The organism is Arthrospira sp. PCC 8006 (genome assembly GCF_046480465.1).
In the GTDB taxonomy this organism is placed as follows: Bacteria; Cyanobacteriota; Cyanobacteriia; order Cyanobacteriales; family Microcoleaceae; genus Limnospira; species Limnospira platensis.
In genome coordinates, this window is sequence record NZ_PKGG01000009.1 from 13,941 (window position 1) to 32,345 (window position 18,405).

General features: G+C 45.7%; 16 protein-coding genes. 8 read left to right on the forward strand and 8 right to left on the reverse strand.

Features of this window, described 5'->3' with window-relative positions:
- Positions 1 to 42: 42 nt before the first annotated feature.
- Positions 43 to 327: a hypothetical protein gene (locus tag B9T16_RS02900; protein WP_006620093.1), complete on the reverse strand. Its 285-nt coding sequence runs from the start codon at positions 325 to 327 to the stop codon at positions 43 to 45.
- A 373-nt stretch (positions 328 to 700) separates the two neighbouring features.
- Here B9T16_RS02900 and ilvC point away from each other — a divergent pair, with 373 nt between their 5' ends.
- A complete protein-coding gene (gene ilvC / locus B9T16_RS02905) occupies positions 701 to 1,699 on the forward strand; it encodes a ketol-acid reductoisomerase (RefSeq protein WP_006620094.1) in 999 nt (332 codons plus the stop codon).
- A gap of 52 nt (positions 1,700 to 1,751) precedes the next feature.
- Here the strand turns inward: ilvC and B9T16_RS02910 are convergent, their stop codons facing one another.
- Positions 1,752 to 1,985: a hypothetical protein gene (locus tag B9T16_RS02910; protein WP_006620095.1), complete on the reverse strand. Its 234-nt coding sequence runs from the start codon at positions 1,983 to 1,985 to the stop codon at positions 1,752 to 1,754.
- A 232-nt stretch (positions 1,986 to 2,217) separates the two neighbouring features.
- On the opposite strand from B9T16_RS02910, the gene B9T16_RS02915 reads away from it, so the two are divergent.
- Positions 2,218 to 2,547, forward strand: coding sequence for a hypothetical protein (locus tag B9T16_RS02915; RefSeq protein WP_006620096.1), 330 nt, complete (start codon positions 2,218 to 2,220; stop codon positions 2,545 to 2,547).
- Here B9T16_RS02915 and B9T16_RS02920 read toward each other — a convergent pair.
- The 3 genes from B9T16_RS02920 to B9T16_RS02930 are packed head-to-tail and all read right to left on the reverse strand — an operon-like array spanning position 2,544 to position 7,370.
- A complete protein-coding gene (locus B9T16_RS02920; protein WP_006620097.1) occupies positions 2,544 to 4,187 on the reverse strand; it encodes an alpha/beta hydrolase in 1,644 nt (547 codons plus the stop codon). The two genes, B9T16_RS02915 and B9T16_RS02920, sit on opposite strands and share 4 nt — an antisense overlap.
- A gap of 34 nt (positions 4,188 to 4,221) precedes the next feature.
- Positions 4,222 to 6,450: an amino acid permease gene (locus B9T16_RS02925; RefSeq protein WP_006620098.1), complete on the reverse strand. Its 2,229-nt coding sequence runs from the start codon at positions 6,448 to 6,450 to the stop codon at positions 4,222 to 4,224.
- Between the two features lie 23 nt (positions 6,451 to 6,473).
- Entirely contained in the window at positions 6,474 to 7,370 is an 897-nt protein-coding gene (locus tag B9T16_RS02930; RefSeq protein ID WP_006620099.1) for a LysR family transcriptional regulator, read from the reverse strand.
- A 457-nt stretch (positions 7,371 to 7,827) separates the two neighbouring features.
- Between B9T16_RS02930 and B9T16_RS02935 the strand changes: the two genes are divergently transcribed.
- From B9T16_RS02935 to B9T16_RS02950, 4 genes are all read left to right on the forward strand, one after another.
- Positions 7,828 to 9,258, forward strand: a complete 1,431-nt coding sequence (locus B9T16_RS02935) for a form I ribulose bisphosphate carboxylase large subunit (protein WP_006620100.1) — start codon at positions 7,828 to 7,830, stop codon at positions 9,256 to 9,258.
- A 131-nt stretch (positions 9,259 to 9,389) separates the two neighbouring features.
- Complete coding sequence (gene rcbX / locus B9T16_RS02940) at positions 9,390 to 9,755, forward strand: RuBisCO chaperone RbcX (protein ID WP_014276230.1); 366 nt, start codon at positions 9,390 to 9,392, stop codon at positions 9,753 to 9,755.
- Between the two features lie 48 nt (positions 9,756 to 9,803).
- Entirely contained in the window at positions 9,804 to 10,139 is a 336-nt protein-coding gene (locus B9T16_RS02945; protein ID WP_006620102.1) for a ribulose bisphosphate carboxylase small subunit, read from the forward strand.
- Positions 10,140 to 10,259: 120 nt separating this feature from the next.
- On the forward strand, positions 10,260 to 11,861 hold the full coding sequence (locus tag B9T16_RS02950; RefSeq protein ID WP_410244051.1) for a glycosyltransferase family 39 protein: 1,602 nt from the start codon (positions 10,260 to 10,262) through the stop codon (positions 11,859 to 11,861).
- A gap of 43 nt (positions 11,862 to 11,904) precedes the next feature.
- Here B9T16_RS02950 and B9T16_RS02955 read toward each other — a convergent pair whose 3' ends face one another.
- The 3 genes from B9T16_RS02955 to ftsH2 all read right to left on the reverse strand — a co-directional run bounded on the left by B9T16_RS02955 (position 11,905) and on the right by ftsH2 (position 15,913).
- On the reverse strand, positions 11,905 to 12,252 hold the full coding sequence (locus B9T16_RS02955; protein ID WP_014276229.1) for an SH3 domain-containing protein: 348 nt from the start codon (positions 12,250 to 12,252) through the stop codon (positions 11,905 to 11,907).
- 210 nt (positions 12,253 to 12,462) lie between these two features.
- On the reverse strand, positions 12,463 to 13,773 hold the full coding sequence (locus B9T16_RS02960) for an aminopeptidase P N-terminal domain-containing protein (RefSeq protein ID WP_410244052.1): 1,311 nt from the start codon (positions 13,771 to 13,773) through the stop codon (positions 12,463 to 12,465).
- A 250-nt stretch (positions 13,774 to 14,023) separates the two neighbouring features.
- The gene (ftsH2, locus tag B9T16_RS02965; protein ID WP_006620106.1) at positions 14,024 to 15,913 is read right to left on the reverse strand and encodes an ATP-dependent zinc metalloprotease FtsH2; all 1,890 of its coding nucleotides are present in this window, start codon (positions 15,911 to 15,913) and stop codon (positions 14,024 to 14,026) included.
- A gap of 620 nt (positions 15,914 to 16,533) precedes the next feature.
- On the opposite strand from ftsH2, the gene B9T16_RS02970 reads away from it, so the two are divergent.
- Positions 16,534 to 17,652: a ParM/StbA family protein gene (locus tag B9T16_RS02970; RefSeq protein ID WP_006620107.1), complete on the forward strand. Its 1,119-nt coding sequence runs from the start codon at positions 16,534 to 16,536 to the stop codon at positions 17,650 to 17,652.
- Positions 17,653 to 17,784: 132 nt separating this feature from the next.
- Positions 17,785 to 18,378, forward strand: coding sequence for a hypothetical protein (locus B9T16_RS02975; protein ID WP_410244053.1), 594 nt, complete (start codon positions 17,785 to 17,787; stop codon positions 18,376 to 18,378).
- Positions 18,379 to 18,405: the final 27 nt, after the last annotated feature.

Sequence of the window (18,405 nt, forward strand, 5' to 3'; positions counted from 1 at the left end):
TCCGACGACCGTAGGGACCAGACTATAACTTCCCAAAAGGTTCTAGGCGATGATGGTGTCCCAATTAACATCAAACACAGCCACCGTTGTATTCTTAACCGATATTTTAATTTGATGAGCCAGTCGCATCAGAACAACAGGTTCCTGAATTAGCGATGGGGAAGATTTTACAGCGTCTGCGATGTCCTGGTTCATGCACTGAATATGCAAAACACCCCACCGCCTATAGACTTTACACTGTCCCAAGGGTCTAAGCTGTTGCAATTCGGCTTCGTTTTCTCGATAGAAATCCCAAATCAGCCGTGTTAACTGTGAAGGTTGTTTCATATCACACTATGCCATTGACATCACATTAGGTTGGTTATAGTTCTAATTGAAACTCAAATTTCCCGTCACAGCAGGACCCTGACACAAGACTTAATAACAAATCCCGGCTAAAATTTGAGCCTAAAAAACCCCAAGTCAGTGTTGACAAGACTTTTAGGCGATCGCCCAGTTGAGATTTTGTAACAATATTGGCAACGATATTTAAAAGATATTTACATAACTCGGTCGAAGCTATCATGTGCCCGATTTGAGTAGCAATTACCGAGAATGGTGACCAGGATCATATATGCCACTAGGTCTCTACCCATGATATGATTTAAGTTTTGCAAGTACCCCTTAACACACAACTTGAATAGGAAGGAGAACCCGGATTATGGCCCGTATGTACTACGATGCCGATGCCAATCTAGATCTATTGGCAGGTAAAACCATTGCAATTGTCGGTTATGGCTCCCAAGGCCATGCCCATGCCCTGAACCTTAAAGATAGTGGCATGAACGTCATCGTCGGGCTATATCCAGGGAGTAAGTCAGCCACTAAAGCCAAAGATGCCGGCTTAACAGTTTATCCGGTAGATGAAGCGGCTAAAATTGCCGATCTAATTATGATCCTCCTACCGGATGAAGTGCAGAAAACGGTCTACAAAAACGAAATCGAACCTAATCTCAGCGAAGGCAAAACCCTAGCATTTGCCCACGGGTTTAATATCCATTTTGGTCAAGTTGTCCCCCCAGAGAATGTAGACGTGATCATGGTAGCGCCCAAAGGTCCTGGACACCTGGTGCGCCGTACCTATGAAGAAGGACAGGGGGTTCCTTGTCTGTTTGCGGTTTATCAGGATGCGTCAGGACAAGCACGCGATCGCGCTATGGCTTATGCTAAAGGTATTGGTGGCACTCGTGGTGGCATCTTGGAAACCACATTCCGGGAAGAGACAGAAACCGACCTATTTGGCGAGCAGGCGGTTCTCTGTGGTGGTTTAAGTGCCCTTATTAAAGCTGGATTTGAGACCCTTGTAGAGGCCGGATATCAGCCGGAATTAGCCTATTTTGAATGCCTCCACGAAGTCAAACTGATTGTAGATTTAGTGGTTGAGGGTGGTTTGGCTCAAATGCGCGATAGTATCTCCAATACGGCCGAATATGGAGATTATACTCGCGGCCCCCGTGTAATTACAGATGCTACCCGCGCAGAAATGCGTAAGATCCTCAAAGAGATCCAAACAGGTCAGTTTGCGCGGGAGTTTGTGTTAGAAAATCAATCTGGTAAAGCCGGGTTTACCGCCATGCGCCGCCAGGAAGCCGAACATCCTATCGAGGAAGTTGGTCATGACCTGCGGGCGATGTTTAGCTGGCTGAAAAAGAAAGCCTAAGATAGCCACGGGGAGAGAGTAGCCCGGTAAACTTATAGGCTGACTTTTTGCCTTAATTACCGCTATTTTCTGGCGTTGTATTCTGTAACTGTTCGACATCCCTTTCCCGTTCTTCGTTGAAATTACGGGGGGTTAGCCAGTCGGGAACCAGCCCAATTAAAAATTCGCGGCTGGTTTTACTAGCGCCCCGCACTGGGTCGGGTAGGAAGGTAAAACCATCAGCAGAGGTAATAAAAGTAACAATTAGGGCGAATACTATCAGCCCTAGAATTTTTTTAGGAGTCATATCAACTGATTGGGGTTAAGATTTACTGGGGTTACTGATATTGATAGATTATAGATATAGCAATTTACTATATCTGACGGTAGATGCCAGGAATGCCTCTTCCCTGTTTTTGGTTCCCTGATGATAGTTCTATCTTAACCTGTGTAACTACCTCCTAGCTTACTTCGCCTACCAGCCCCAGTCCTAGGAGGAGCAAGGCTTCGATGATCTGATGAGCTTATCGTAAATTACTATGGCTGATGTTTTAGAAACTCCCGAACAACAAATTGCTGTGATTGAAGCCAATGCCGAGAAAATATCGCAAATGAGCGATCGCGGCTACAAAAACAGTGGAGAAAAAGGAACAGTGGTGCTGTTGCGCCAGTTGGAGAATAACTCGACGGAGTTGGAAGAATGGCAATTCCAATACCGTCCTATGAGTAGTCTTGATTCTATGCTGTCGGATTGGAAACAGATGAAATTGCAAGAGATGCTCATTGCTTATAACCCTGATGTATCTGTGGTTTGCACTTTTCTTTATCCTAATGGAACTCATAGTAGCTACCATTTTGGCAAAGTTTAGGGTAACTGGTCTTTGAGAAATGAATCAACGAGGATCTGCATAGGTTCGGGAATTTCGGTGATTAGCCGCACTGGAAAGGCATCGGTAGAAATAAACTCAAAGTATTCTGGGGTGAGAAAAATTTGATATTTTTCGGCTTCTGGTGTTAACTGTGCGGCCATGGCTAGGGTAAAGGCTTTGACATAGTTTTGGATATCGGCGGCGGCGATACCTGCTACTTCATCACCAGATAGGGGTGTACTGGGAACGCGGGATTGATCTAAGACAAAATCGGGGTCTTTGGCGCTGAGGTGGGTTCCCCCCAAAACTCCGACTAACCATTTGGGTGCGGGAATTTGGGGAAATATGGCGATTTGGTCGGATAAGGCGGGGGTGAGTTTATCGGCGGAGGTGGAAAAAATGAGGGTGGGAACTCGGATTTGAGTTAGTCCGGTTTCACCAAAGATTAAGGATGCGGTAGGATTAAGGGCGATCGCTGCTTTGATGCGAGGATCATATAGCCTATAGCGATCGCCGGGTAGTTCAGTGGCGATACATTGGGTAATTTGTCCGGAACTTAAAGTAATTGCGTCCTGCTGACAGCGCTGGCGTAGGGAGTCGAGTTGAAACTCTCCCCCAGCTATAGTTAAAGCTGTACCACCACCGAGGGAATAACCAATCACTAAAACCCGGTTAGGATTAAGGCTACGTTCTATAACTCCACCGGTTTGGGTGAGTTGAGTTAACTGATCGAGAACAAAACTAATATCCTGGGGACGTTCTAACAACTCCTGTGGTTGCATTGCCAGATTTTGGCTAATATGGGTCTGGTTACTGCCGGGATGTTCTAAGGTGACGAAAGCATAGCCGTGGGATGCTAGGTGGCGGGCTACATATTGTAATTCGTTGCGAACGGAACCGCGACCGTGGGTAAACAGTACCACAGGGCGATCGCTGGTGACGGCTTCTGACCAATAAATATCTACATCAATGGTGCGGTTTCTGGCTGTATCCTCAAAGGTATGGGTAGTGGTGATCACTTGGTGAGGACCTGGTTGGGTGGGGTCTAGGGGGAGGGTTAAATTAGCATCTGTGGGTCCTAATTGTTGGACTATTTCCACCATAAACTGCTGAGTCCGCCAAAAGGAACGGTTGAGGCGACTAAACACATCAAAGGCGACATCGATATCAATTCTCAATTCTGGGTTAGGGTAGCTTTGTAAAAACCCTAGTATTGATAACCCAGACTCGCTTTCGGCGGCTTCTAATAGGGCGGTTTTAATGTCTGCGCCTCGGGTTTGGGGGTCCTGAGTGCGGGTAATGGTGGCAATTTCGTCAAGGATGTTTTCGCCAATTTGGGTTGTCAGTAAATTGCTGACGGCGGTGGGTGGGATACCTACTTGAGAATTTAAGACTCCCAGGACTTGTTGTTTTTGTTGGGGGGACAGAAACAGCTCATAACCTCGGAGTCCGGGGGGAGCTTTTCCGGTGTTGGCTAATGTTTCTAAATCTTCGATCGCCAAGGACAGGGACATAATCCCTTGGCGAACTATAATTGTTTCTGCTGCCTTCACTGGGGTAGCGATCGCAATATGAGTCCCCAATGCGATCGCCGAAAGTACAGCTAACTTTAACCTAGACCATTGAAAGTTCAGCCCCATAACACCTCAGACTACTGGTTGAAAAAAAGTGAACCTAATCTTTTTGTAACACCTCAGAGAAGGCAAAATCAGGAGCAGCTAACACAAAAATTGTAGCGGGTAATCCCGTAGCCATTTTCTGGAGGCGCTCGTAATATTCACTGTACTCTAAATCCTCTTTGGGGGTAGCCATACCCAAAAATACCAAATCGGCATCCTGAGAGGAAGACCGTAGAATTTCGGGGAAAGGTTGTCCTTGAGAAACAATCACCTGGGGTTTAGCCCCAATGCGTAACTGTGCAACCACTTTAGCCAAATTAGTCTGGGCTGCTACGGCTGCTGTTTGGTCGGGTACAACTAAGTTTAAATTAATTTCGGCTCCGCGCCACTCCAGACTGGTCCGCAACAAATAAGCCAGAATTAGCATCAAGCCTCCATTAGTATTAAGACCCCCCCACCAGATATCAATCTTCTGTCGATCGCCAAATCCCTGATCTGATTCATCTCTTAATATGAGTACACTACGAGCGGTTTTGTGAAAATGTACTAGGGTTTCACAATATGATTTTCGACGTTCAGGGGATTGGGAATCTCCTAATAAAATTGTATTGGGTACTAAGGGACCAATTCCGTAGGATTCTACGAGTTGACGGGAGCCAGTGAAGGGATCATCAGCCATAATTACCCTGACTAAGCCTGCTATGGCTCGTTTTTCTAAATAATCGCGCAAAATCGCTTCTATTTCATTTCTTTGGGTCGGACTACGGGAGCCTGTGGGTAAGATGGTGCAAACAGTAAACAGGCTGACGTTATGACTAAAATTAGCTGCTAATTCCACTAAAGACCAACGTTTATTGGGCGCACCGGAAAAGGTGAGGATATGGGGTCGCCAGTTTTTGGTGTCTGGGGTGTAACTCAGTTGAAATAAACCTCGACGCACTAGAGCCATCCAAACTCCCTGACGGATATCTCCCCAGGCGCTTTCTAGTTCTCGTCGCTCTAACCAAATATAGATACTAAAGACAATGATGGCGGCGATAATGGTGGCGATCGCATCAATGAGGAACATTACCCCTAAACAGCCGACGACTCCTAACAGAGATAATAGCCAGTGAACTTTGAAGGTGGGACGAAAGGAGGGACTTTCTAAAAAGGTCTCGATACCTGCTGCTAGGTTGAGTACCAAATAGGTGGTCAGAAAGAACATACTCAGCACTGGGGCGATCAGGTTGAGGTCGCCGACAGCAACGGCAATTAATACAAATCCTAGGGTAACAACTGTGGCGATACGGGGTTCATTATCGGGTCCCGATCCGGTTCCTAGGAATTTTAACGAGTTGGGTAAAATGCCATCTTTGGCTAAGGCTTGCAGGACTCTTGGGGCTCCTAATATACTACCTAGGGCACTCGATAGGGTGGCTCCCCAGACTCCCAGCAGGATAGATGGTCCCCAGAAAGCTATCCGTTTCATGATTAGCGCATCGGCTAGGAGGCTTTCTGTATCCCCTTGCATCCATAATAGGATGGGTAGCAACATATATATTACATAACCTGTGCCGACGGCGGCGAGGGTTCCTGTGGGGATGGCTTTGGTGGGGTTTTGCAGGTCTCCTGACATATTGACCCCCGCCATAATTCCGGTAACAGCGGGGAAAAAGACGGCGAACACTTGCCAAAATCCTACTTTGGGGAGGTTGGTGGCGATTTCTATGTCTTGTGTGCTGGCTTCAACCGGACTGCCGAATAATAGGGAGATGAGGGACAGGGCGATCGCTGCCATGATGAAGTATTGGGCTTTAATCGCTAATTTTGCGGACTTAATGGCAATTATAGCCACCATGATGGTGGTGATGGTGGCTACAACTTTAATATTGAGTTGAGGAAAGGTGATGACTAGACTTTCGGCAAAACCAATGGTATAGAGAGCAACGGAGATGGCTTGGGCAAAATATAAGGGTATCCCAATGGCTCCGCCGGATTCAATACCCAGGGAGCGACTAATCATATAATAGGCTCCGCCGGCTCTGACTACTTGATCTGTGGCGATCGCACAAATGGAAAGAGAGGTCAGAAAGGTGATAGAGGTTGATAGGGTGACGATAGCTAAGGTTCCCCACAGTCCTACCTGACCGACTACCCATCCAAATCGCAGGTACATAATCACCCCCAGGATGGTTAAAATTGAGGGGGTGAAGACTCCACCAAAGGAGCCTAAACCGGCTCCGGTTTGGGAAGTTGGGGTGGGTTCTGATGGTGGTTGAGATGGCAAAAAGGGTAGTTTCATGTCACGCTATGTTTAAACCCAGGTCAATCAGACTTACCGCACTCGAGAAGATACTCTAAGAAGGTCTGGGCGACAACTGATAATTGTTTCCCGTTGAGATAGGCTGCATACCAACAACGTTGGATAGGGAATCCTACCACATCTAAGGTGGTTAACTCTCGTTGATCGCCATACGAGTTTAATGTATGTTTGGATAAAACGGAAATTCCTAGGCCTCCGGCGATCGCTTGTTTGATAGCTTCGTTGCTACCTAATTCTAGGCGTACCCGCACTGATACCTTACTCTTGTCAAATAATTTCTGCACTGCCCTACGAGTCCCTGACCCAGATTCTCGCATGATAAATGGTTCATTGTTCAGCGCTTCAATGGGAATTTGGGTTTTACCGACTAGGGGATGGTTAGAGGGGGCTACCACCACTAGGGGATTATCTAAAAAGGGTTTCGTACAAAGGTCTATATCTTCAGGGGGTTGACTTAGTATATATAGATCATCTTTATTTTCCAGCATCCGTTGGGTAATCTGTTGGTGATTGATCACCTGTAGGGCAATATCAATGGCTGGGTAGTTTTGACAAAAAGACCCTAACAGTCTGGGAATAACGTATTTGGCTGTAGTGACTACTGATAAACTTAATCGCCCTTGTTTAGCGCCTTTCAGGTCAGCAATGGTCATCTCGAAATGTTCCAGGCGCTGAAAAATATCGTGACAGGTCGCTTGTAACTCCTGACCCGCATCAGTCAGATAAAGTTGTTTGCCAATTTGCTCAAATAGTGGTAGTCCCACCGCTTGCGATAGATGTTTGACTTGACTTGAGACAGTGGGTTGGGTGATCAATAACTCTTCTGCTGCGCGAGTGAAGCTACCGTGACGCGCTACGGCTTCAAAAACCTTTAACTGATGCAGTGTGGTCTGAATCACCAGCTTTGTCCTCCAAGTAATGGGAAATGATGATTGTACTATTGATTTAAGTCTATCAAAATATAGATAATATACAATAGATTGCCACTCCCATAATTACCCATCTCGGTTATAGCAGTCCGTAGACCTAAATGAATGGGGCGCAGCGACCCCTAAAGCTATTGGTGATCTCTCGGCTTTAACCAGTTGCGCCCACTTCCTAGAGTGGCGGGATCGGGATTATTCATGATCTGGCCGCTAATATTTACAATACTTAATATTATTTTTAGTCATTTAGTGATATATATGTTTTTTTTGGACCAAATGTGTGGTTTTGCAAAGAAATATAAACAAATGTAATGGAAATATTAACAATATTAAAGGTTGACTGAAGCCATTTATTGATAGTATTTTAATCAATCGGCAAATAGCCGGAAATTTAAAGAGCGATTCCTCAGAAGGGAGATATAAAGGAGTTATGTCTTACTCTCAAACTCAAACCAAATCGAAAGCCGGATATCAGGCTGGTGTAAAAGACTATAAGCTGACGTATTACACGCCGGATTACACACCCAAAGATACAGATATTCTGGCAGCGTTCCGTGTTTCACCTCAACCAGGAGTTCCCCCGGAAGAAGCGGGAGCAGCAGTAGCAGCAGAATCTTCAACCGGAACTTGGACAACTGTATGGACTGACCTGTTAACAGACCTCGATCGCTACAAAGGTCGTTGCTACCACATCGAACCAGTACCCGGCGAAGACAATCAGTTTTTCTGCTTTGTTGCCTATCCCTTGGATCTGTTTGAAGAAGGTTCTGTTACCAATATGTTAACCTCCATCGTGGGTAACGTATTTGGATTTAAGGCACTGCGGGGCTTGCGCCTGGAAGATATGCGGATTCCAATTGCTTACCTCAAAACCTTCCAAGGCCCTCCCCACGGTATCACCGTTGAGCGGGACAAATTGAACAAATACGGTCGTCCCCTGTTGGGTTGCACAATCAAACCTAAACTGGGTCTGTCGGCTAAAAACTACGGTCGGGCGGTTTATGAGTGTCTGCGTGGTGGTTTAGACTTCACCAAAGACGACGAAAACATCAACTCTCAGCCATTCATGCGCTGGCGCGATCGCTTCCTATTTGTACAAGAGGCGATCGAAAAAGCCCAGGCTGAAACCAACGAAATTAAGGGCCACTACCTAAACGTAACTGCCCCCACCTGCGAAGAAATGATGAAACGGGCGGAATTCGCCAAAGAAATCGGCACCCCCATCATCATGCACGACTTCTTCACCGCTGGTTTTACCGCCAACACCACCCTGGCTCGTTGGTGCCGTGATAATGGTCTGTTGCTGCACATTCACCGCGCTATGCACGCCGTGGTTGACCGTCAACGTAACCACGGTATCCACTTCCGGGTTCTCGCTAAGTGTCTGCGGATGTCCGGTGGTGACCACCTGCACTCTGGTACAGTTGTAGGTAAACTCGAAGGTGAAAAAGGTATCACCATGGGTTTTGTAGACCTGATGCGGGAAGACCACATCGAAGAAGATCGTTCTCGTGGTATCTTCTTTACCCAAGATTGGGCTTCTATGCCTGGTGTAATGCCGGTTGCTTCCGGTGGTATTCACGTTTGGCATATGCCAGCTCTGGTGGAAATCTTCGGTGATGATTCCTGCTTGCAGTTCGGTGGTGGTACTTTGGGACACCCCTGGGGTAATGCTCCTGGTGCAACTGCTAACCGTGTGGCTCTCGAAGCCTGCATCCAAGCTCGTAACGAAGGCCGTAACCTGTTCCGTGAAGGCGGCGACGTGATTCGTGAGGCTTGCAAGTGGAGTCCTGAACTGGCTGTGGCTTGCGAACTTTGGAAAGAAATCAAATTCGAGTTCGAGGCTATGGATACCCTGTAGGTTTCCTGAGATTTCGAGAAGTGATTTTGGATTGGGCAAATTCCCCTGACTTGACAATTTTGGAGAGCTACGGATACAACTCAATCCAATATCTCAAACTTGAAGTCTTAACAGAGGGTTGGTGTCAGAACATGGATATCAAAAAAGTTGCTAAAGACACGACCAAGGTACTGACCAGTTACCTAACCTATCAAGCTGTAATCATCATCACCAACCAATTGACAGAGACTAACCCCGGTTTAGCCATCTGGCTGAGTGATTTTTCCTCTCGGGGGAAAATCCAGGATGGTGAGGCTTATCTTGAGGAACTACTACAGGAAAATCAAGAACTGGCTTTCCGGGTGATGACCGTCCGAGATCATCTCACCCAAGAGGTGGCGGATTATCTACCGGAGATGGTTCGGCTGGGGATTCAGCAGGGAAATATGGCACATCGCCGCCAGTACCTGGAACGAATGACGCAACTAACTACTTCCGAGACTAACCCTCCCGACTAAGGTCGGAGTCTAAATAATTAATTTCAACAACTACCCTGGAAAATCACAATGCAAACACTACCAAAAGAGCGCCGTTACGAAACTCTGTCCTATTTACCCCCTCTGACTGATGCTCAGACCCAGAAACAGCTTCAGTACATTCTTGAGCAAGGCTTTATTGCTGGGGTAGAATTCAGCGAATCCTCTGCGCCTGAACAGCACTACTGGACTCTGTGGAAGTTGCCTCTGTTTAATGCAACTACCGTTCGCGAAGTTATGGCGGAAATCGACGAATGCCGTCGCGAATATCCTAAGTGCTTTATCCGGGTTATGGGTTTTGATAACGTGAAGCAGTGCCAAGTTCTCAGCTTTATCGTTCACCGTCCCACTGGCTCACTGTACTAAATCACCCGCTAAAATTTAATCTAGGATTAGGCTAACCGCCAATTTCCAAAATTTTGAGGCAGGGGTGACTCCCTGCCTTTATGATCTGGGTGAAATCGATAAAAAACCTTAACCACAGGAATGCTCTACCAACCAAAGGTGTTTACAGGTGGTTCACCCCGTCGCCTGGTTATTCTGTTAATGATTGTGATTGTCCTGGGGGTGTTTTTCCGTTTTGCGAGTCTCGATCGCAAATTATATTCCCATGATGAAGTTTTTACCAACTTGCGCTCGGCTGGTTTTACCCGCGAACAGGTAGATCAGCAATTGTTCAGCGATCGCATTTTTACCCCTTCAGAACTCCTAGAATATCAACGCCTCAAACCCGATAGCACCGCCGCCGATACTCTCGCCTCTCTGCATAGAAACCCCCATCATCCTCCCCTATATTATCTCATCGCTAGGGGTTGGATGCGAGGCTTTGGCAGTTCGATTTTAGCTTCCCGTCTTTTACCCGCCGTCATTAGTTTAATATCCTTACCGCTTATTTATGCCTTAGCTTGGGAATTATTTCAATCTCCCCTAATTTCCCTCATGGCTACCGCTTTACTAGCTGTTTCTCCGGTGGATGTATTATTAGCGCAAACTGCTCGTCAATACAGCTTAATGACGGCTTTAATTATCGCATCTAGTCTGATGTTACTCAAAGGGAGTCGCACCAACAATTGGCTGTGGTGGTTGGGTTATGTAATTACCTGCACTTTAGGATTATATACCCATTTATTTTTTGGATTAGTTATAGCCAGTCATATCGGTTGGGGAATCTTGATTTTTGGGTCGGAACCGAGACGGAATTATAAACCACGTCCGTCTTTGTTTTTCATTCAGTTGGCGATATCTATATGTTTAACTGTGGTTCTTTATCTACCCTGGATAACTGTGATTATCCATAATTGGGAACAGGCTCAAGACTTGACCAGTTGGACTCATCAATCCATGAGTTTACTGGATTTATCTAAGTTTTGGATGCTAAGTTTTACCTCGGTTTTAGTTGATATTGACTTTGGCTTTAACAGCTTCTGGACGTATTTATTTAGGCTGCCGTTTTTACTGCTAATTATTTATGCTCTGTATTATGTAAGTGAAACCAATGATAGTCAAACCGGATTATTTATTTTAACTGCGATTTTGATACCGTTTATCCTGTTGGTTTTACCAGATTTCTTATGGGGGGGACAGCGTTCCTCTGTCACTCGGTATCTGATCGCTTGTTTTCCAGCTATTCAAATGGCGATCGCCTTTTTATTAGTAACCCACCTTAATACTGGTCGTCAATCATTATTGGATGGTGAAAAGTTGTGGCTGTGGGTATTAGCCATATTACTAAGTTCTAGTATTATCTCCTTGGGTTTAAGTACAGTTTCATCAACTTGGTGGGATAAAGGTTTAAGCTATTTTAATCATCAAGTGGCTACAGAAATTAATCAAGCCAACTCGTCTGTGGTAATTTCTGATGCGGGAAATGGTACTAATACAGGAGATTTAATCTCCCTCAGTTATCTATTAGATAATAATGAGGTTAAACTTATTCTGATGAGTAATCAACCATCATTACAATTAATTCCTGAAAATTCCACCATTTTTGTATTTAGACCTTCTCAGGAATTACAAGAGTTGCTACAGCAAAATTATGGCGACCTTGAGCAAGTTCTGGATATCCCAGACCTGTGGAAAGTTCAATAATTGCAGAGGAGTTGTAGTCCTATGAACTATATATATTCATGGTTTATTGGTAAGCGCAATTAGTTAAATATGGACTCCAAACATAACCTTCTATGGGTCCGATAATGCGAGTCCAGTTGGGTCCTTCTCTACCGTCTGTTATTCCTAAAATTACCCGAGTTCCATTGGGTAAACTACCAACAATTTTACCAGCAGGAGTAGCTCGTACATTTAAGGGAGTTCCGGTAGGGTCATCGACAGTACAAGCGCCTACGGGAGTTTGAGCAAGTTGTAATTCCTGAGACGGTTTAACAGAGTCAAAATCAGTAAATGCGATCGCTGCTGTTACCCAACCTGTAGCGGAGGCGATCGTCATCGGAATCAAAACATAATGCCAAGGTTTCATCTGCATCATTGCCCGATATATGACAATTTTATATTATATCATACTGGACTAGGATTGACGGCTGTTTCTTTACAAAAACTTAATCTTTGCCATAATCTCAAGACTCAGAGGAACAGTTATAATCACAATTAATTAAATATTCACCCCAAACATAACCTTCTTAGGTAAGTTAAAACCGGGGTAGAAATTAACATCAACTCCACCCCGAAAATCAGCCTAACTTTCCATAGCTGACACCGACTTAGGAACCCCAGCCGTCAGAACTTCATAACCATCTGTTGTCACCAAAACATCATCCTCAATTCTCACCCCTATTCCCAGCCATCGCTCATCGACCTCTGGTTGTCCTTCCACGGGTTTAATATCCCGTTTAATATAAATCCCCGGTTCCACAGTTAACACTTGTCCTGGCTGCAATAATTGCGGTTCTTCACCCCACTGATAAACGCCGACATCATGAACATCCAAGCCCAACCAATGTCCGGTTCTGTGCATATAAAAAGGCTTATATTTGCCCTCTTTAATAATCTCATCAATATCGCCTTTGAGCAATCCCAAATCTAGCAAACCTTCTACCAAAACCCGCACCGCCGTATCATGTAACTGGTTATAAGGATTTCCGGGTTTAACTTGTTCAATGGCGGCGATTTGTGCGCGCAAAACCAACTCATAAATAATTTTTTGCTCTGGTGTAAACTTACCATTAACGGGAAAAGTGCGGGTAATATCGGCATTATAATATTGATAAGCACAACCGGCATCAATCAACAATAAATCCTGGTCTTGCATTTGGCGATTATTCTCAATGTAATGCAAAATACAAGCATTTTCACCAGAGGCGACAATGGAAGGATAGGCGGGAGTAGAACCATGTTGATTAAAGAAATATTCAATTTCAGCTTGTACCTGATATTCATACTTTCCGGGTTGAGCAAATTCTCGCGCTCTCTGGTGAGCAGCTACGGAAATTTCGGCGGCTTTTCGCATCAATTCCAATTCTTTGGGGCTTTTAATTAGCCTTTGAGGATGGAGAATTGTACCAGCATCTTGAATAGCAATAGGACCTGTGCCATGTTTAGGATAAACCCGGATTAAATTTTGCCAATGATTGAGAATTATCTGGTTAAATTGTTGATCACGTCCTAGTCGGTAATAAATGCGATCGGCTTTTTGTAGGTATTGGGGTAATTTTTCGTCTAATTCATGAATTGGATAAGCCTGGTCTGCACCATAAATAGTTTTAGCATTATCAATCCCAACTCTATATCCGGTCCAGGTTTCTTTGTCGGGGTCTTTGGGTTGTACAAATAGAATAAATTGATGTTCTTGGTGGTGGGGTGCGAACACGGCGACGGCGTTAGGTTCATTAAAGCCAGTGAGATAGAAAAAGTCGCTATCTTGGCGGTAAGAATATTCAACGTCGTTGTGCATGACTGCTGTGGGCGCACTGCTAAAAATGGCAGTACCGCCACCAATTTTAGCCATTAACTGTTCCCGACGCTGTTGATATTCTACTGGTGTGGTCATTGGTTAAGTTGTCCTGATTAAGATGGTCATTTTTGATCATATAACTTAGTCTTAGCATTTAGTTAGTGTACCCATGATAATTTAATTGGATGTCATCTTTAGAACAATTAGTGCCACCCCCGGGTCAGTAATTGGTAACTTGAGTATAAAGAGGTCAACAGGATGATTAGATTAAGATTAGATTAAAAAACCCAGTCTCTTGAATAAGAAACTGGGCGGAAATTTAAGAGCAATTTCTCAGTTAGAGAGATTATAATACTGGAGCAAACCGTTCTTTTTCGGGAACTTCAGTATATTCAGCTACAATTTGCCGAAATTCGTCTCCATCAATGGTTTCTTTTTCGATGAGTAAATCAACTAGGCGATCGATAACTTCCCGGTTATCGCGAATGATTTGACAAGCATCCTGATAACAATGTTCGGCGATCGCCTTAATTTGAGAATCAATGCGGTCCGCAATTTGATTAGAATACTCAGTGCGGGTAGCAAAATCGCGACCTAGGAAGACCTCACCCTGGGAAGATTCCAGAGAAAGGGGTCCCAAGTCAGACATACCATAACGAGTCACCATTTGACGAGCCATTCCCGCCACCTGTTGCAGGTCTCCACCAGCGCCGGTGGTAACTTCGGCATCACCAAAGATGATATCTTCGGCGGCGCGACCGCCCAAAGCGCCGGTAATACGGGCGAGAATTTGAGACCGGGAAATCAAACCCTGATCCTCATCAGGCATAAACCAGGTCAAACCGCGAGCCTGTCCACGGGGAACTAGGGTAACTTTTTGAACGGGATCATGATCTTTAATCAGAGTACCAACGATCGCGTGTCCGACCTCATGATAGGCAATCAGGCGCTTAGTTTTACCATCAAGGAGGGGGGTTCCTTCCATACCAGCGACAACCCGATCAACGGCATCGTCAATTTCGGCCATAGTAATGGCATCCTTGCGGCGGCGGGCGGTGAGGATAGCGGCTTCATTAAGTAGGTTGGCGAGGTCAGCCCCAGTAAATCCGGGAGTCCGACGAGCGATCGCCTCGAGAGACACCTTATCGGCAAGTTTTTTATTGCGGGCGTGAACTTCCAAAACCGACAGACGGCCCTTAATATCAGGAGCATCGACTATGATTTGGCGATCGAACCTTCCGGGGCGCAGCAAAGCCGAATCGAGAACGTCTGGGCGGTTAGTAGCAGCAATAATAATAATGCCCGTGTTACCCTCAAAACCATCCATTTCAGTTAATAACTGGTTAAGGGTCTGTTCTCGTTCATCATTACCGCCGCCAATACCAGCACCACGCTGGCGACCGACCGCATCAATTTCATCAATAAAGACGATACAGGGGGCAGTTTCCTTAGCCTTCTTAAACAAATCGCGGACCCTGGAAGCGCCAACCCCAACAAACATCTCCACAAATTCCGAACCAGAGATGCTAAAGAAGGGAACCCCAGCCTCACCGGCGATCGCCTTAGCCAGGAGAGTTTTACCAGTTCCCGGAGGGCCAACCAACAAAACACCTTTAGGAATTCTCGCCCCAACAGCGGTAAAGCGTTCCGGCTTTTTCAGGAAGGTAACCACCTCTTGGAGTTCTTCTTTAGCTTCCTCAACGCCAGCGACATCATCAAACAAAACCCCGGTTTTGGCTTCCATAGAGAAACGAGCCTTAGACTTACCGAAGTTCATCGCTTGACCAGGGCCACCCGGCACATTATTAGAACGGCGGAACAGGAAAAATAGGCCCACAATCAACAAAATCGGGAAAACCAAATTTCCTAAAAGTCCCCAAATCGCCCCATCATTACGGGGAGGGTGAGAATCAAAGCTAATATTAGCAGCACGCAGGCGAGAAATTAGTTCCGGGGCATTATTAGGCAAATCCACCCGTAGGCGCTGCACTCCATTATCTAATTGAGGATCGATCGCCTCAACGATCGCCGTCCGTCCCCCTTCATATAGATCCACACTGGTAACTCGCCCGGCATCGAGGTAATCTAAGAATCGGCCATAAGTCATGCGAGTGCTGGCTGTATTATTTTGAGCTATATCCGTCGGGGAAGCCGCAAAAGCACCCTGCCACAGGAAGAACCCGATCACCAGGGCCGGGATCGTCCATAGCAGAATGGTTCTCCAAGATGTTTTCATAAATTCCGTTGCCTCTATGTGCTAATACATCAGAAATTTCTTAAAACTCAGCCCAGTCAATGGCTAAGATTAAAGATATTCATAATCTTAACTAAATGTAACGTAACAGTCTGTGATCAGGCAACCAGGCCGGGGAGTTTAATGGCCCGCTACAGTTGATGAGGGGGAAAAGTCCTGATACGGAAAAACATCAGTGGAATATAATCTGGCAATGGGGGACAGCAGGCTATAATCCTAGGAATTGTAGTTAGAGATGATTATTTCGCGATCGAAGTAGGGTAAAGTTACCGTTGTTGGATTGCCTACATCTAAATCTCAGGAAAGTTATAACTATGGGAGAATTGTCAGAAGGTTGCTAGAGACTCAAACTCATATTTCTGAATTCAAGTTGTGAGAATGGGGCTGCAATCTGGCAATTAACATCGAAAGCATGAGATTTAAGTACCCTGATGTACTGGTCAACTGGGTTGTGAGGCAACCCAAATGCTTCTTGTATCAGCTTGAGTGTTGAGAACTTTAGTTCCCGATGGCAAGTCTGATGGCCGAAAGAAGAATCTCACGGACTTAGTCCCTCTGAGTGTCACAATTTTTGAGTCTTCGTGAAGTAACGGATTTTTCAGATGCAGAGTAACAAACAGCCCGGACAGTCACAGTCACAGTCACCGTTAGCTAAAGCTACCACAACCAAACCGACCACTACTACTGTAGTCGGCCGCTCAACGATTCTCAGTGTTGACTTGGGGAGAACCGCAACTAAATCCTGTATTAGTCGCAACCCCGCAGATGTGGTTTTTATCCCCTCTAATGTTGCCCAACTAAGTGTAGAAAAAGCCCGTGGCGGCGGCTTTGAGTCGAAAAACACCGATCCTCTGTTAGATCTATGGCTGGAATATCAGGGAAATGGTTTTGCCGTCGGTCAACTGGCTGCTGATTTTGGAGCGAGTCTGTTTGGCGTAGATCCCGCCGCTAACCCCTCTAAGGTCAACGATGCCCTAATTAAGATCTTCGCTTGTGTGGGGTATTTCAACCTCAAAGGCGATCTTGATGTGGTGCTGGGTCTACCATTCTACTCCCAAGAACAGTTTGAGCGAGAGAAAGAACAAATTATGAGTCTCCTCAGTGGACCCAATACCTTGGTCTTTAGGGGTGAGCAAGTCGTGGTTGATATCCAGAGTGTTCGGGTAATGCCAGAGGGCTATGGTAGCCTGATTTGGTGTGAAGCCCAGGGCAGTAAAGATATGCCTAACTTTGCGGATCTTTCTGTAGCTATTGTTGATGTGGGACATCAAACTACGGATTTCTTGACTGTCGATCGCTTCCGGTTTGCTCGTGGGGTTTCTCAGAGTGAAGTCTTTGCGATGAGTAAATTTTATGAGGAAGTCGCCGCTAAGATTGAGGGAGCCGATGCTCAATCCCTATTCTTGCTAGAGGCAGTACATAAACCCCAAGGACAACGTTTTTATCGTCCCAGAGGGGCGACTAAACCTGCTAACCTAGATGAAATTGTACCTGAGTTGCGTAAGATTTTTGCGCGGGATCTTTGCGATCGCGTGGTAAAATGGTTGCCAGAAAGGGTCACAGATGTAGTGATTACTGGCGGCGGTGGTGAGTTTTTCTGGCAAGATCTACAACCCCTACTCAAAGAGGCTCAGTTAAGGGCTCATCTGACTCAACCGGCTCGTAAGGCTAACTCCCTAGGACAATATGTTTATGGGGAGGCTCAACTGGCGAAACGCTAATTAATTGGTTTTTCATCCCGTTGGGTACTTCCTCAACGGGATAGCCTCTTTGGGGGTGAAATTAGATGTAATTGCTGCTAAACTTAGTTAATCCTCGTTATTTGCGGGTCTGCCGATACGTCCTACCTAACTATGCTCTGGGCTAATAAAAAACTTACGCAGTCGGTTACTTTTACTGAGGATGCTGCTGATCAAACTCTATTAGAGGCGATCGAAAAGGAGCTATCTCTCACTAAATATCAAACTTTTAGCAATCTCTGTAAACAGGCTTTGTGGCAGTTTTTGTTGAGTTCTCCCACTACACAGACCCCTGTGATTAACAACAATGATTACCGCCCGGAAATTACCTCGGAAAGACCTTTAAACCCCCCTGCTAATCTAAAACCTATTGAAGAGGGTTTATTGAGTCTCCAGAGACAATTAGGGGCTTTGGAGCGACAGCTACAAGCCCAAAAACCGGAAAATAAAACCCAACAACTTGAGAGTCAGGTTAATCAGTTAACCCAGCAGCTTGCTCAATTTCAGGCGACGATCGCATCTAAACTAGATGCTACCAATGAGGCGATCGCTCAAATACCTAGTAAATTGCCCCAAATTACATCACCTCCCCCACCACCAGAACCCGCTCGGTCAAACGCGCCGCCTCCCCCACCACCAGAACCCGTCCCCCCCCAAAAAACTGACCCCCTCCTGGAGCGTCTGAGTTCTTTAGTCGATGATTTTTAACATCAAGTTACTGGTGGGAGTGTTGCT

Bases quoted from the DNA above. Each gene is read 5' to 3' on its own strand.
- B9T16_RS02900 (WP_006620093.1), bottom strand. From the start codon at position 327: ATGAAACAACCTTCACAGTTAACACGGCTGATTTGGGATTTCTATCGA.
- ilvC (WP_006620094.1), top strand. From the start codon at position 701: ATGGCCCGTATGTACTACGATGCCGATGCCAATCTAGATCTATTGGCA.
- B9T16_RS02910 (WP_006620095.1), bottom strand. From the start codon at position 1,985: ATGACTCCTAAAAAAATTCTAGGGCTGATAGTATTCGCCCTAATTGTT.
- B9T16_RS02915 (WP_006620096.1), top strand. From the start codon at position 2,218: ATGGCTGATGTTTTAGAAACTCCCGAACAACAAATTGCTGTGATTGAA.
- B9T16_RS02920 (WP_006620097.1), bottom strand. From the start codon at position 4,187: ATGGGGCTGAACTTTCAATGGTCTAGGTTAAAGTTAGCTGTACTTTCG.
- B9T16_RS02925 (WP_006620098.1), bottom strand. From the start codon at position 6,450: ATGAAACTACCCTTTTTGCCATCTCAACCACCATCAGAACCCACCCCA.
- B9T16_RS02935 (WP_006620100.1), top strand. From the start codon at position 7,828: ATGTCTTACTCTCAAACTCAAACCAAATCGAAAGCCGGATATCAGGCT.
- rcbX (WP_014276230.1), top strand. From the start codon at position 9,390: ATGGATATCAAAAAAGTTGCTAAAGACACGACCAAGGTACTGACCAGT.
- B9T16_RS02945 (WP_006620102.1), top strand. From the start codon at position 9,804: ATGCAAACACTACCAAAAGAGCGCCGTTACGAAACTCTGTCCTATTTA.
- B9T16_RS02950 (WP_410244051.1), top strand. From the start codon at position 10,260: ATGCTCTACCAACCAAAGGTGTTTACAGGTGGTTCACCCCGTCGCCTG.
- B9T16_RS02955 (WP_014276229.1), bottom strand. From the start codon at position 12,252: ATGCAGATGAAACCTTGGCATTATGTTTTGATTCCGATGACGATCGCC.
- B9T16_RS02960 (WP_410244052.1), bottom strand. From the start codon at position 13,773: ATGACCACACCAGTAGAATATCAACAGCGTCGGGAACAGTTAATGGCT.
- ftsH2 (WP_006620106.1), bottom strand. From the start codon at position 15,913: ATGAAAACATCTTGGAGAACCATTCTGCTATGGACGATCCCGGCCCTG.
- B9T16_RS02970 (WP_006620107.1), top strand. From the start codon at position 16,534: ATGCAGAGTAACAAACAGCCCGGACAGTCACAGTCACAGTCACCGTTA.
- B9T16_RS02975 (WP_410244053.1), top strand. From the start codon at position 17,785: ATGCTCTGGGCTAATAAAAAACTTACGCAGTCGGTTACTTTTACTGAG.